The organism is Roseibium album, assembly GCF_001404515.1.
Classification (GTDB): domain Bacteria; phylum Pseudomonadota; class Alphaproteobacteria; order Rhizobiales; family Stappiaceae; genus Roseibium; species Roseibium album.
In genome coordinates this window covers 331,425-346,273 of sequence record NZ_CXWE01000002.1, presented here as the reverse complement: position 1 = coordinate 346,273, position 14,849 = coordinate 331,425, and the positions used below count along the sequence as shown (strand labels likewise).

At 57.3% G+C, this 14,849-nt stretch carries 9 protein-coding genes; 7 read left to right on the top strand and 2 right to left on the bottom strand.

All coding sequences use genetic code 11. From position 1 onward, the window contains the following. Positions 1-122: 122 nt before the first annotated feature. From LA5095_RS06820 to LA5095_RS06795, 6 genes are all read left to right on the top strand, one after another. Positions 123-1,646, top strand: a complete 1,524-nt coding sequence (locus LA5095_RS06820; RefSeq protein ID WP_055113321.1) for a UxaA family hydrolase — start codon at positions 123-125, stop codon at positions 1,644-1,646. Continuing rightward, positions 1,646-2,383 (top strand): SDR family oxidoreductase, encoded by a 738-nt coding sequence (locus LA5095_RS06815; RefSeq protein ID WP_055113319.1) that lies wholly within the window; start codon positions 1,646-1,648, stop codon positions 2,381-2,383. Before LA5095_RS06820 ends, LA5095_RS06815 begins: the two co-directional genes overlap by 1 nt. A gap of 37 nt (positions 2,384-2,420) precedes the next feature. Further along, positions 2,421-3,929, top strand: coding sequence for a sugar ABC transporter ATP-binding protein (locus LA5095_RS06810; protein WP_055113317.1), 1,509 nt, complete (start codon positions 2,421-2,423; stop codon positions 3,927-3,929). After that, complete coding sequence (locus LA5095_RS06805; RefSeq protein WP_035900640.1) at positions 3,926-4,933, top strand: ABC transporter permease; 1,008 nt, start codon at positions 3,926-3,928, stop codon at positions 4,931-4,933. Before LA5095_RS06810 ends, LA5095_RS06805 begins: the two co-directional genes overlap by 4 nt. Before the next feature lie 72 nt (positions 4,934-5,005). Beyond that, positions 5,006-5,950, top strand: coding sequence for an ABC transporter substrate-binding protein (locus LA5095_RS06800; RefSeq protein WP_055113315.1), 945 nt, complete (start codon positions 5,006-5,008; stop codon positions 5,948-5,950). A 69-nt stretch (positions 5,951-6,019) separates the two neighbouring features. After that, complete coding sequence (locus LA5095_RS06795) at positions 6,020-6,874, top strand: fumarylacetoacetate hydrolase family protein (RefSeq protein WP_055113313.1); 855 nt, start codon at positions 6,020-6,022, stop codon at positions 6,872-6,874. Between the two features lie 14 nt (positions 6,875-6,888). On the opposite strand, the gene LA5095_RS06790 is transcribed toward LA5095_RS06795, so the two are convergent. Together LA5095_RS06790 and LA5095_RS06785 are read right to left on the bottom strand one after the other, a co-directional pair. Further along, positions 6,889-9,105 (bottom strand): CHASE2 domain-containing protein, encoded by a 2,217-nt coding sequence (locus LA5095_RS06790; RefSeq protein WP_055113311.1) that lies wholly within the window; start codon positions 9,103-9,105, stop codon positions 6,889-6,891. Between the two features lie 51 nt (positions 9,106-9,156). Beyond that, positions 9,157-13,095, bottom strand: a complete 3,939-nt coding sequence (locus tag LA5095_RS06785; protein WP_158510352.1) for a M10 family metallopeptidase C-terminal domain-containing protein — start codon at positions 13,093-13,095, stop codon at positions 9,157-9,159. Between the two features lie 388 nt (positions 13,096-13,483). On the opposite strand from LA5095_RS06785, the gene LA5095_RS06780 reads away from it, so the two are divergent. Next, on the top strand, positions 13,484-14,842 hold the full coding sequence (locus LA5095_RS06780) for a TolC family outer membrane protein (protein WP_055113306.1): 1,359 nt from the start codon (positions 13,484-13,486) through the stop codon (positions 14,840-14,842). Positions 14,843-14,849 lie beyond the last annotated feature (7 nt).

The window sequence follows — 14,849 nt, the reverse complement described above, 5'->3', positions numbered from 1 at the left end:
CTGACCCGCATGAATCTTTTTCGCTTTTGCTGACTAACATGTTAGTTGACATAGTCTGCAAGTCAAGCTAGTTCTCTGGCCTGGTTGAAACAAACCCGCGGCGACAGGAGAGGGGCGCGCAAATGAGTGGAGGCGACGTTCTCAAGCTGCAGGACAAAGACAATGTGGTCATTGCCCTGCGTGCACTTCCGGCCGGCTCGGAGCTTCAAGGTGTGGCGGAGCCCTTGTCTGCGGCCGTCATGCAGGGGCACAAGATTGCGTGTTCGACAATCGCCGCCGGCGAAGACGTTCTGCGTTACGGTCAGATCATCGGTCAGGCCAAAGTACTGATCAAGCCTGGGGAACATGTTCACACGCATAACCTGGGAATGGACGCCCACAATCTGCAGGACTACGAATTTGCCACGCAGAAAGACGCTCTCGAGCCGATTGCAGGCCAGCGCACATTCGATGGTTACCACCGGGCGGACGGCAAGGTCGGCACCCGCAATTATGTCGGTATCCTGACATCGGTGAACTGTTCGGGCTCAGTGGCGCGTTTCATTGCGGAGGCGGTTGAAAAAACAGGCCTTCTGGATGAATTTCCCAATGTTGATGGCGTCGTTCCGATCGTGCATGGCACCGGATGCGGCATGTCGGGTGAGAATGAGGGATACGCTGCGCTGTTCAGAACCTTGTCCGGCTATGCCCAGCATCCGAATTTTGGCGGCATTCTGCTTATTGGGCTTGGTTGTGAGGTCATGCAGGTTTCGGATCTTGTCGGCGGCAGGTCGATCCGGGCCGATGGTGCATTGCGATACATGACAATTCAGCATGAGGGCGGAACCCGGAAGACCATCGAAAAAGGTTTGGAGGAACTCCGCGGGATCTTCGAAATCGCAAACAGAGCGACCAGGTCACCGGCGCCGGTCAGCGAAATTACCATTGGTATGCAGTGCGGCGGATCCGACGGCTATTCCGGCATTACAGCCAATCCTGCGCTTGGGTTTGCCTCGGACCTTCTGGTTCGTCACGGCGGCACGACCATTCTCTCCGAAACTTCGGAAGTCTACGGCGCCGAACATCTGCTTACCCGTCGCGCCCAGTCGGTCGAGGTGGGAAAAAAACTTATCGAACGGATCCACTGGTGGGAGGATTACACCGCCCGAAATGGCGGTGAGATGGACAACAATCCCAGTCCGGGAAACAAACGGGGCGGGTTGACGACAATCCTTGAAAAATCACTTGGCGCAGTCGCGAAGGGAGGGACCGCTCCGCTTGCGGACGTCTATCAGTTCGCAGAGATTGTCGACAAGAAAGGCTTCGTTTTCATGGACAGTCCAGGGTTTGACCCCTGTTCCGTCACCGGACAGGTGGCCTCGGGCTCAAATCTCATAATTTTCACGACCGGCCGGGGATCGGTCTCCGGCTACAAACCTACGCCGTGCATCAAGCTGGCGACGAATTCCGAAATGTACGCACGAATGTCCGGCGACATGGATCTCAATTGCGGGGACATCGTCACGGAGGGCATCAGCATTGAAGCAAAAGGCGAAGAGCTTTTCGAATTGCTGATCCGTGTTGCTTCAGGTGAACAGACCAAGAGCGAAGAGCTCGGCTTTGGCGGCGCGGAGTTCGTGCCCTGGCAAATAGGAGCGGTAATGTAATGCGGCTGCAAGGAAAGACTATTCTCGTAACCGCGGCGGGTCAGGGCATGGGCCGGGCCAGTGCGATCGCATGCGCCGCCGAGGGCGCACACGTCATTGCGACCGACAGGGACGAAGCGTTGCTTGCAGGGCTCGATGCGATGGAAACCAGGGCGTTGGACGTTACCGATGGCGCTGCGATTGCACAGCTGGCGTCCGACATTCCGGACCTGGACGGTATGTTCAACGTGGCGGGCTTTGTTCATCACGGATCGCTGTTGGACATATCCGACGAGGATTGGGCTTTCAGTTTCGATCTGAATGTCACGTCAATGATGAAACTGACCCGCGCCTGTCTTCCCGGGATGTTGCGCAAGGCGGAAACGACAGGGTCTGCGTCCATTGTCAACATGGCTTCCATGGCCAGTTCGATAAAGGGATTTCCATTCCGAACCGCATACGGCTCGACGAAGGCCGCCGTGATCGGCCTGACAAAAGGGATTGCGTCGGACTTCGTTTCCAAAGGTATCCGTTGCAATGCGATTTGCCCGGGGACGGTGGATACGCCGTCGCTTCGTGGCCGCATTGATGCTGCTCCCGACCCGGTGCAGGCAGAAAAGGACTTTGTAGCAAGACAGCCCATGGGGCGTTTGGCAGTGGTTGGAGACATCACGCCTCTGGCCGTCTATCTCCTCTCCGACGAAAGCCAGTTTGTCACCGGTCAGGCGCTGCTGGTCGACGGTGGCGTGACGATCTAGAGCAGCAGGGGGGCTGGTCGTGGCACCAATCGTCAAAATGACAGGCATCGAAAAGCGTTTTCCGGGCGTGCATGCCCTGAAGAACGTGCAGTTCGAGCTGGAGCCGGGTGAAGTGCATGCCTTGATGGGTGAAAACGGGGCCGGCAAATCAACGCTGATGAAGATTCTGGCAGGGATCTATCGGTCTGATGCGGGCGACCTGTCCATCGACGGTGAAAGCGTGGAACTCGATTCACCGCGGGCTGCGCAGGACCGTGGTATCGGCATCATTCACCAGGAACTCAGCCTGATGAATGATCTCACCACCGCGCAGAATATCTTCATCGGCCGGGAACCGCGCAAGAGTTTCGGCAGGCTCGATGAGAATGCCTTGAACCGGAATGCAGCCGAGATCTTCGCCTCGATGAACCTTAATCTCGACCCGAAGGCGAATGTCGGCAGCCTGACGATTGCCAAGCAGCAGATGGTGGAGATTGCGAAGGCGCTTTCCTACAAGTCACGTGTCTTGATCATGGACGAACCGACGGCGGCGCTCAATGATGCGGAAATCTCCGAGCTCTTCATCATCATCAACCGTCTGAAGGCTGAAGGTGTCGGTATCGTCTATATCAGCCACAAGATGGATGAGCTGAAGAGAATTGCCGACCGTGTGACGGTGATGCGTGACGGTGAATATGTTGCAACCGTCGGCGCGTCGGATACTCCAATATCCAAGATTATCGCAATGATGGTCGGCCGGGAGGTGAACGAAGAGCCGGTCGAGGTGCCGGATCTGTCAGAAGCGGAGATCGCGCTCGAGGTGTCGGGCCTGTCGCGCGGCAAGGACATCCGGGATGTCGGATTTTCGCTGCGCAAGGGCGAGATTCTCGGGTTTGCAGGGCTTATGGGTGCGGGGCGGACGGAAGTCGCACGTGCCATTTTCGGCGCAGATCCGCGGGATGGCGGAGACATAAGGGTTCACGGCAAGGACGTGTCCGTGACGACACCGCACGACGCTGTTGCCGCCGGCATCGGTTATCTGTCCGAAGACCGCAAGCATTTCGGCCTCGCGACCGGAATGAATGTCCGAGACAACATTGCCCTTGCCTCCCTGGACAAGTTCACCGGTCGCGGCGGCGTCCTTGACGATGACGCGATGCGCAAGACCGCGCAGGACTACATTCGAAAACTCGGCATCCGCACACCGTCCGATATCCAGGAGGTCAGGCTTCTGTCCGGAGGCAATCAACAAAAGACAGTCATTGCCAAATGGTTGCTGAGGAACTGCGACATCCTGATTTTCGATGAACCGACGCGCGGCATCGATGTTGGTGCCAAATCGGAAATCTACAAGCTGCTGGAAAGCCTGGCTGAGGAGGGGAAGGCGGTAATCGTGATTTCCTCCGAGTTGCCGGAGATCATGCGGCTCAGTCACCGGATCGCGGTGATGTGCGAGGGACGGCTGACCGGCATTCTTCCGGGCGGCAAGGACACAACTCAAGAACAAATCATGCAGCTTGCCACGCAGCGCGAGGCAGCGATGCAACCGACGGGGGAAACACCTTGAAGACCGTGGAGGAAACGAAACCGGTCAATCTGCTTTCCAGATTGACCGATACCGGAGCGCATCAGAAACTGCTTGCCTTCGCGTCCCTGATTGCATTGCTGATCGCATTTTCGATCGCGTCTCCGAATTTCATGCAGACCTCGAACATGATCGCGATCCTGCAGGCCACCTCGGTGAATGGCGTTCTGGCGATTGCCGCAACGCTGGTGATCATCACCGGTGGCATCGACCTGTCGGTCGGCACGCTCATGACGTTCTGTGCGGTGATCGCCGGTGTCGTGCTGACCTATGCCGGCATGCCGTTGCTGCTTGGCGTGATGGCGGCCATCGCGGCCGGTGCCCTTTGCGGACTGTGTTCGGGAACGTTCGTCGCCAAGATGAAAATCCCGCCTTTCATCGCAACGCTCGGCATGATGCTTATCCTGAAAGGGCTTTCCCTGGTGATTTCGGGAACGCGCCCGATCTATTTCAACGATACGCCCGGTTTCGACCAGATTTCGCGCGGGTCGCTGATCGGGGAGATTCTTCCCTCGCTGCCGATACCGAACGGTGTTCTCATCCTGTTTCTCGTGGCAATGGCGGCAGCTTACATTCTCGGCCGCACGGTTCTGGGACGCTACACATTCGCGCTTGGATCGAACGAAGAAGCGGTCCGCCTGTCAGGTGTGAATACCGACGCCTGGAAAATGGCGATCTACGCTCTTGCCGGAGGCATCTGCGGCATTGCCGGCATTCTGATCGCGTCGCGTCTCAACTCCGCCCAGCCGGCGCTCGGGCTCGGTTACGAGCTGGAAGCCATTGCGGCGGTCGTGATCGGCGGCACATCGCTTTCAGGTGGTCGCGGAACCATCATCGGAACGCTGATCGGTGCGTTGATCATGGCCGTTCTGACCAATGGATTGCGCGTCCTTTCGGTCGCCCAGGAATGGCAGACGGTCGTGACCGGCGCAATCATCATTCTTGCCGTCTATGCCGACATGGTGCGGCGCAGACAGGCCAAGTGAAAACCAAGAAGAGAGCGGTCGACGTTCCAGACAAACAGCAAATAACTGAAACGCATAAGAGGAGGAGATTTCATGATTTCACGTCGTTTCGTAATTGGCGCCATAAGCGCGCTGGCAATGTCCATCCCAGCCACATCCGCTCTTGCAGACGAGATGTACATTCCGCTGGTATCCAAAGGCTTCCAGCATCAGTTCTGGCAGGCCGTCAAGCTGGGTGCGGAAAAGGCGGCGGACGAGGAAGGGGTACGCATTACCTTCGAAGGTCCGGATAACGAAACCATGGTGGACCGCCAGATCGACATGCTGTCGGCCGCCCTGGCCAACAAGCCGGTTGCGATCGGCTTTGCCGCGTTGGACAGCCAGGCAGCGATTCCGTTGCTCCGTCAGGCCCAGGAAGCCGGTATTCCGGTTGTTGCATTCGACAGTGGCGTCGACAGCGATATTCCGGTAGCCACAGCGACCACGAACAATGTTGCTGCAGCTTCGCTTGCCGCCGACAAGATGGCCGAGAAGATCGGCGGAAAAGGCAAGGTCGCAGTCGTCGCTCACGACCAGACGAGCCGGACGGGCATCGACCGCCGGGACGGTTTCGTCAATCGTATCGGTGAAAAATATCCTGACATTGAAATTGTCACCATCCAGTATGGACAGGGCGATCATCTGAAATCGACCGAAGTGACCAAGGCGATCCTGACTGCGAACCCGGATCTGAAAGGAATTTTCGGAACCAACGAGGGATCGGCAATCGGTGTCGTCAACGGTGTTCAGGAACTCGGCAAGGACGGATTGGTCATCATCGGCTACGACTCGGGCAAGGCTCAGAAAGAAGCGATCAAGAGCGGTGTGATGGCAGGGGCGATTACCCAGAACCCCGTCGGGATCGGTTATGAGACCGTCAAAGCCGCCGTTGCCGCATCAAAAGGCCAAGACGTACCGAATCTTATCGATACGGGCTTCTTCTATTACGATGCATCCAATATGGATGATCCGGAGATTGCCGCGGTTCTTTACGACTGATTGGCGAAAAGACAATTCGATCCGCCGGGATAACCGGCGGATCGTCAGCACATAGGAAAGATCTGTTACATGAAACTGCTGAGATACGGGCCCGTTGGGGAAGAAAAACCCGGGTTGCTGGATAACGACGGGCGTGTACGGGATCTATCCGCGCATGTGAACGATATTTCCGGTAACACCTTGCTGCCGGATGCAATTGCAAAATTGCAGGCTCTGAACATTTCCGACCTGCCACTGGTCGATGGGCAGCCGCAACAGGATCTGCGCCTGGGTGCGTGCGTTGGCAATGTCGGCAAATTCGTCTGCATCGGTCTGAACTATGCGGACCATGCCGCCGAATCCGGACTGGACGTTCCGCCGGAACCGGTGGTTTTCGGAAAGTGGACCTCGGCGATCGTCGGACCGGATGACAATGTGGAAATTCCGCGCGGTTCGGAGAAAACCGATTGGGAAGTCGAACTCGGTGTCGTGATCGGCAAGGGCGGAAAGTATATCGACGAAGCCGATGCCTTGCAGCATGTCGCGGGTTTCTGCGTGATCAACGATGTCTCTGAGCGTGACTTTCAGCTTAACCGGTCCGGAACGTGGGACAAGGGCAAGGGCAGCGACACCTTTGGTCCGCTAGGCCCCTGGCTGGTAACACCGGACGAAGTCGGCGATTTCGACCAGCTTGCGATGTGGCTGGAAGTTGACGGTCACCGCTATCAGAACGGGTCGACCGCAACGATGGTCTACAAGGTGCCGCATCTCGTCAGCTATTGCAGCCGCTTCATGAGCCTGCAGCCCGGTGATGTGATCTCCACCGGCACACCTCCGGGTGTCGGCATGGGGCAGAAACCGCCTGTCTATCTGAAGGGCGGCGAAATCATGCGTCTCGGGATCGACAAGCTGGGGGTTCAGACCCAGAACGTCAAAAACGCCTGAGGCTGCGGCCGGCCCTACTTGGTTTCGGCAACATAGACGCCGTCCCAGTCAGACGGGGGCGGCTCCTTTGCGAAACGCTCGATCCGCTCGCCGAACGTTTCTGCCAGATTTGCGAAATCGCTGTTACCCAGGTCAATCAATGCGGCGCACAGCGATTTTGCACGCTCCCAATCCTGTTCACGATAGGATTCGAGCATAGTTTCGAAATGTGACCTGGCCTCGCGGAACGCGCTGCTGCCGGCATAGGCTTCGTCTCCCAGCAAGGTGAATATCCGTTCCGGTTCCTGCTTGCCCTTGACCCTGATGAGGTCGACTTCACAAACGGCGAGCTTTTCCCTCACCGTCCGGGCGGTGTTGTTGCCAATCAGCGTGGTGACCCCGTAAGCCTTGGTCTGACCTTCCAGACGTGACGCAAGATTGACGGAATCGCCAAGGACCGAATAGTCGAAGCGGAATTCGGACCCCATATTGCCGACGACACAGTCTCCGGTGTTGATGCCGATCCCGACATTCAGCGGAAAGAACTCCCTGCCTTCCTTTTCGGCTTCCTCCTTGCGTTCGAGATTGATTGCACGCATGCGCTCAACCATGATCAGGGCTGCCTGGCAGGCATGGAATTCCTGATTGTTGTCATCAAGAGGGGCGTTCCAGAACGCCATGACGGCATCGCCCATATATTTGTCGATTGTGCCGCGCTTTTCCATGATGCCGTTCGAAAGCGGCGTCAGAAACCGGTTCATCAGCGTGGTTAGTCCCTGGGGATTGTCAGCGAAGCTTTCAGATATTTTCGTGAAATTGCGGACATCGGAAAACAGGACCGTCATGTTGCGCCGTTCGCCCCCCAGGGCAAGGCTTTCAGGGTTCCTGGCGATCTGTTCAACGTAGTCGGGCGCCAGATACTGGCCGAATGCCGAACGGATTTCCTGCCGCTGGATTTCCTCGCGGCGATAGTTGATGAAGACCAGTAGAAGAAACACGCAAAAGCTTGCAAACAGCGGGTACCCGGCGTCCAGAAGCAGCTTCTGGCTGGCAAACATGTACCAGCTTCCGGCAACCCAACTCGCGGCAAGAACGAAGCCGAAGGCAAGGACCGGCAGCGCACCGAGTATGGGAACCAGCAGGACGGTCAACAGGGACAGAGCCGTCGTTGCAATCAGTTCCGCACCCAACGCATAGTTCGGACGTGTCAGAAATGACTGGCTTAGAATGTTCTCCAGAATTTGCGCATGAACCTCCACTCCCGGCATGGCCGGATCCAGCGGTGTCGCCTTCAGATCGAGCAATCCGGTAGCGGACGGTCCCATCAAAATGAGGTGGTTCTTGATCCTGGTGACGTCAAACTCACCGCTGACAATGTCGGACGCCGAAACGTAACGCTCCGCATTCGACGGCGTGTAGTGAACCCAGATCCGCCCGTTGCGATCCGTGGGGACTTCGACACCGCCGACGACCAGTCCACTGATACCCGCTTCGTCACTTTTGACCGCGAACGCGTTTTGCCCTGTAGCAACACGCAGGAGCTCGACACTCAGCGCCGGCTGGATCTGGCCATCGGCCAACGCAGTCAGTGCCGCACGCCTGACGATGCCGTCCGGGTCCGGGTAGATGGAAAACAACCCTTTTCCGGCTGCGGCCTCTTCCAGTATCGGGATATTCCTGAGAAGTTTTGGATAATTGAACATGACGCCGGTCGGGTCCGGTCCCAACAGGGCAACCGGTGTCTGGCTTTGCTTCGGGCGACCGGTTTCGACAAAGTCGACACCGCCTGCCTGTCCGACGACGACGCGCGTTCTGCGCATGGCATCGCTCATGATCTTGTCAGTGCTCGGAAGTGCGGCCAGTTCGTCTTTCAGTGTTTGGCTGAGACCACCGATGGATTTGCTGTATTGGTCGGGTGACAGGCGATCCGGCTCTGGGAAGACGATATCGAAGGCCACCGCGATCCCGCCGGCCTGCGCGATGTTCTGGAGGATGGTCGCAAGGGTTGTCCGCGCCCAGGGCCACTGACCCAGTTCGGCAAGGCTTTTTTCGTCGATATCGACAATCGCGACCGGCAGATCCTGGTAGTCCCGCGGCTTGAGGGTCTGGTAGAAGTCGAAGGTCTTTAGTCGAACGAGCTCGACAACCAGGGGATCAAGGACCCGGACACCCAACAAGACAAGGAGCAAGAGGACGGCCGATAATCGTGCACTCCCGAACAGGAATGCCAATTTGCCGATCCCGCGTTTCATGTGGGAAAAATACCGGCGGCACTCGGCATATGGAGTTTGTCTTGCGAATTATCAGGCGACAATCGTGTCGGTTGCCTGAACCCCGTTATCTGAAAAGACAAAGTCAATGATTCCCCCTGCTTCAACGGACTGAAGCACGGCGACGTCTTTGAAGTCGTTCGCGGTGCCGGTGCCGTCTCGATCGACGCTGACAACCGCGCCGTCTCCCCTTTGTTCGACATCGACATAGTCGCCAACCTCTCCGGTGTTGAAATTGGCATCCAGCAAGGAAGACAAATCGAGCCGATCTTCCCCGCTCTTGAAATCGACAATCATGTCGGCGAGGTCGTCGTGTGACAGCACGAACGTGTCCGCACCGCCGCCACCGATCAGTGTATCCAGCCCCGCACCGCCATCAAGTGTTTCGCCAAGACTGGTGCCGATGAGGAGATCGTCCCCTGCGCCACCGATTGCACTTTCGATAACCGTCCCGAAGGCAATCCCGATGTTGTTGGTCATGCCGTTGGCAGATGAATAGGATCCCGGATTGAGGTCAATGATCGCAGGTGCATCCCAACCGGAAAAATCAAGTGCATCAACCCCGGCAGCGTCGTAAATCGTCAGAACCGGGTCCCTGTTGACCGCGAAATCATGAACGGTGCCGGTTTCCGAGCCGTTGAAGCCGTAGACCGTGTCTCCGCTGCGTGTTTCTTCGTTCGCGCCGTAGGCCAGCTGAACCGTCGCGATGTCCTCAATCATGGGGGTCTGTGCGTAGATCCACGATCCCGCATCGTTCCACCAGTGCGCACCGAGGGTGTCAGGCGAAACCGAAGACATGACGCTTTGTGCCTGCGTCAGGTCAGGAGGCGGATGATCAAGGCCGATGGCATGACCGGTTTCGTGGAGCAAAGCGAAGAAGCCGTGGGAGCCTGGTTGCGGGGAAATTATCTCGGCGAAGTCCGGATTGGTAACAATCGTGCTGCCGCTTTCGGTCTCAAAGATTTCGGCGAAAGAGACGCTTGTCGAATTCAGGAACCTGGCCGTCGGCGTTTCAGCCACTGCCGCTTCTGCTACCGCGAGACCTGAAACGTCCGCCCAAAGAGACAGAGCGGCAACGGCTGCGGCTTGCTGCGCGGGTGAATAACTTGCCAGTCCGTTGTTCGCAGGAGAGACGATAGGAAACGCATACGTGACCGTGTTTGCCGGCAGAGTTTCGTGCAGCGGAACGCCGGTTCCCGATGTTTGCATTGCGCCGGCAACCAGGCCATTTGACGAGGGCGCCGTCTGATCAGACACCGGCGCATATCGGAGCGGGATACCTGCGGCAGCGCTCCCGGTTCCGACAACATCGACTGACGCCGTTGCGGACGCAAACCCGCCATTTCCATCCGCAATCGTGTATTGGAAACTGTCGGTCGCCGTTTGTCCTTCCGCAAGAAAGGCAAAGGCAGAACCGGTATCGTAGACAACTTCGCTGCCAACCAGTGAAATGCTTGCTCCGAACGCGCTCGTTGAAGAAACGCCTTGGAGACTGAGCGTGTCTCCATCCGGATCAGATGCGTTTTCGAGGAAGCGGATTTGTCCGAAAGTCTGCGTCGCGCCTGCCGGGACACCGGTTCGGATCAGCCCTGCATTTCCGATGACCAGTCTTGCGCCAAGAGCGCCATCATCATTGGTATCGACACTGCCGATCCCGAATTCGATCTGGAAGTTTCCTGTGTCCGGGATCTGAATCTCGACGGATTTCACTTCACCGGACACATCGACGGGAGTCGATTCGCGAAAGACCAGGGTTCGTGCACCGGTTTCGACATTGACCAGCTCGGCCGTGTGCAAAGCCTCGTCGGCCCCGAAAAAGGACCGATATTCAATACTGACATATTCACCTGCAAAGGCGGTGAACGGGCTGCTGATCAAGGATGGTCCGGCAGCTGCGGCACTTTCAGAACCGTCCGACGAAGCGTCGAGCTGACCGGAAAATTCAACGACGGCAACGATGATGTCATCGGGAATGAGGGAACCGGACTGCGCGACATCGAAAGCCGTGACATAGGATCCGGCGATGAACTCTCCATTCGGTCCGGTCTCGGGCCCGACGACCTGTTGCCAGTTCGCAAAGCCGTCATTGAAGCTGCCGTTGAGGGTTCCAGGTGGACTCAGATCGATATCCGGCGCAACCGGATCGTCATTGAGGCCCAGAACCTCAATCGTGACCGTCGCGGGTACTTCCGAAACCAGTCCGGTGCTGTCCACTGCGCTATATTGAAAGCTGATTTCCTGAGATGTGCCAGCCGTCAGATTGTCGAAATCGCCATTCGTCCCGAATGTGAACGTGCCGTTGTCGAAGACTTCGAGTGTGCCCAGGGATGGCTCAGACAGTGCAAAGAGGGTGAGGGTATCGCCTTCGTCCGGATCGTACCCAACGAAGGGTGCCGAGATGCTGCCGTTTTCATCTACGGTGAGATTGATATCGAAAACAGCCGGTGCATCCTCCACAGGTTCGATTGTTACAGGAAGGTCTGCCAGGAGTGTGCTCTCTCCGTCGAAGACTGTCAGACTCAATCCACCTGTTTCACTGTTTGGGGAAGGCGTATATGTCATGCCCGAAAGGGCAGCATTGATGTCCGCTTCAGTGCCGCTAAAGGCGACCGTCTCGTCATCGAAACCGTCGCCCTCAAGGAACGTCAGTCCGGTAATCCGGGCGAGCGTGACCGTGGATCTCGCGACAATTGTGACTGTGCCTTCGCCGTCTCCCGGAATCTCGACATTCAAGCCACGCAGAGTGATCGCCTCGTCTTCCAGGGTGAAAAGGTCGGGCGGCAGGACGACAGACAGATCGTCTCCGCCGGTGTCGGGTATGGAGCTGTCGTCGAAAGGCACAGTCGGACCTGGATCATCCGACGGGTCGCCACCGCTCGAAGATGCGGGCGCTTCCGGCACCAGGGGTGAAGACCGGCTTCCACTTCCCGAACCTGTGGGGATGTCTCTGCTCAGTCCCCCGTTCCGGTCGCCCAGAGGAGACAGGTCAGGATCGGACAGATCGGGAACCGGGCCGCCGAAAAGCTGATCAAGTCCGGCATCCGTCTGATCCGGTCCCGGCGCGTTTTGAGCGCCATCGTCACCGTCATCACTGCTCTGCTGTCCGAGACCGGCTGCGGAATAGGCATCAAATGCCTGCTGCAATTGACCTTCAACGGATGCTGACTCGGCTGGCGTTCGCGGAGTGACAACGGGGGCTGTTCCAGCGGACTGAATGAAATATGTCGCGTCGGTCGAGTCGACCGTTCCAAGCAGTTGACCGGAAATTCGGTCAAACAGCTGATATGACCCGATCAAACCGTTCGGATCGACGGCCAGTGCAAATCGTGTCGCGCCATCCAGTGCATCGATCTGCACGATAGGAGTTGTCCCTCTGATGCCCATCGTGGCGGTCGGCGTTTCGACCCGCATGTCGCCGGTCGGAGCCACTTGCCCGGTGACGAACACGAAGCTTCCCTGCACCAGGTTCATCACCATGGAGTTTCCGGAACCGTTCGGCGTGTAGATCAGTTCGTCCAGAACCATACGGGCGCCGGCTGACAGGGAGAACAGGGTTTCATCAACAAAAACGATCACCAGGGAAGAGTTCTCGGCCGTTTCCACGACATCTCCCTGAAATACAGGATCACCCGAGGAGAGCGTCACCGTGGTGCCGTCGGTTCTCTGCGCGGTAACGGTTCCTGCAGAGGTCTGCACGTTTCCGATCGGAGCGCCGGCAAGACCGGAGCCAGCCTGCGCATACTGTCCCGGGGCCAGGGGCCCCGCCAATTGTGCGACCGTGTCACCTTCAAGGACGGCACCATTTGCCGCAACCAGATCAGGCAGCTTGTCTTGCAGAAAGTAGTTGGCGATCGTCAGGGAACCGTGTTCGGGATGGCTGATCAACAGATCCGATCCCTGCCTGGCATAATCTCCGCGAAACAGAAGAGGAGCATCCACAATGGGTGGCAGGGGAACTGCCGCGTCTAGCACCGCAGTTTCTTTTGTATCCGGCGATGATATTCCGGAGTTCGGAATGTTCGACACGACCCACGCTCACCAGTATGTCAACTATTAAAGGAAATGCGGACGTTAAACCCAAATATAGGCTTAACACTTTTTTAACAAAAAATCTTTGCCGCGTCCAAATAAACTGCGTTATGGTTATTTGGTGGGTTGAGCAAATTATAATCTTTCTTGTTCAATGTGGGAAAGTGCCGTTAAGTTAGTTGTCTTGGTTGGAAAAAGAGCTTTCCGATTGAATTGGTTCGTTGGCGTTTGGCAGGGTGGAATGAGGTGCAGGACTCAATTTGAGCTTGTAGGTGGGAGTTTATCCTTTCAGGATCCACGTCCGTTTGCCTGTTTCCGGCGCCTGATAGGTGTGACGGCGCTATCCCTGTCCGCGATTGTTTCTTTTTCGGTCGATGCTTCCGCAATGACGCTGGAAGAAGCAATCGCGCGAGCTGTAACCACAAATCCGCAGGTTCTGGCTGCGGCTGCAAACCGGCGTTCTGTTGATTACGAATATGATCAGGCGCAGGGCGCCTATCTTCCCTCCGTGGATCTGGAAGCTTCCTTCGGCGCGCAGTATATCGACCGGCCCAATTCGCTTGAGGTCACGGACAATCGTGAATGGCGAAATGCAAGGGATGCCACACTGATTGCTCGCCAGGTGTTTTTCGACGGATTCGCGCGGGCAAACGAAATCTACCGGCAATCCGCGCGCGTTGACGGATCGGCGGCACGTGTCATGGAGCGCGCCGAGTTGATCGGTCTCGATGCAACAGAAGCGTTCCTCGATGTATTCCGGCACCACAGGATCCTGCGGGCCGCAGATGCAAACATTCGCGAGCATGTTCGGCTGCTCGGAATTGTCCGTACTAAAGTGCAAGGCGGGTCGGCGACAGAAAGCGAATTGCGTCAGGCGGAAGAGCGGGTTGCAGCCGTTCACGCGGTGCGCGCGGATGTCTTGAGAGAGCTCGGTGCGGCCAATGCCCGGTTTGAAAGCGTTATCGGTGTCGCGCCACCGTCGCTCAAGTCCCCCCGGCGACCGGAGTCTCTTCCCGCGACCCAGGCCACTGCCATTGCCACGGCGCGCAACAACCATCCGTCACTCCGGGCCGGGTCTGCCGATGTCGACGCGGCAGCGGCCGATTATGACAAGTCCCAGTCACTGTTCCTGCCCAACCTGGGTGTGGAAGGGTTGGCCTCTGTCGGTGAAGATCTTGACGGAACACCGGGCCGAAACAATGAATTTGCGGTCCGCATGACCATGTCCTGGAACCTTTTCAACGGGACGATCGATACCAGTCGGCGACGCCAGCTTGGTGAAAAGGTCACAGAAAGCAAAATGCAGCTGGATCATCTTCGGCGATCTGTCGATGAAAGCGTGCGCAGATCCTGGAGCGATATCGTCACCAACGACATCCGTCTCAAGGCCCTGCGGGAGCAGACGGTTGCCGCTGATGCCGTTATCAAGAGTTACGAAAAGGAATATGAAGCCGGGCTTCGGGATCTCCTGGACCTTCTGATAGCGCAAAATTCTGCCTTTACCTCTCGTGTTCAGCTCATCAGTTCGGAAACAATCTCCGTGTTCTCGCGCTACCGTCTACTCGCCTCCACCGGAAGTCTTCTTGCATCTGCCGGTGTTTCCGCGCCTCCGGAGAGCCAGGCAGGGTCTGCGGAGGTTCCCTGGTTTGTGGGTTCCAGGGGGCTCATAGAACCATTGCGCAAGTGGTGAGGCGGTT

Bases quoted from the DNA above. Each gene is read 5' to 3' on its own strand.
- LA5095_RS06810 (WP_055113317.1), top strand. From the start codon at position 2,421: ATGACAGGCATCGAAAAGCGTTTTCCGGGCGTGCATGCCCTGAAGAAC.
- LA5095_RS06800 (WP_055113315.1), top strand. From the start codon at position 5,006: ATGATTTCACGTCGTTTCGTAATTGGCGCCATAAGCGCGCTGGCAATG.
- LA5095_RS06815 (WP_055113319.1), top strand. From the start codon at position 1,646: ATGCGGCTGCAAGGAAAGACTATTCTCGTAACCGCGGCGGGTCAGGGC.
- LA5095_RS06820 (WP_055113321.1), top strand. From the start codon at position 123: ATGAGTGGAGGCGACGTTCTCAAGCTGCAGGACAAAGACAATGTGGTC.
- LA5095_RS06790 (WP_055113311.1), bottom strand. From the start codon at position 9,105: ATGAAACGCGGGATCGGCAAATTGGCATTCCTGTTCGGGAGTGCACGA.
- LA5095_RS06795 (WP_055113313.1), top strand. From the start codon at position 6,020: ATGAAACTGCTGAGATACGGGCCCGTTGGGGAAGAAAAACCCGGGTTG.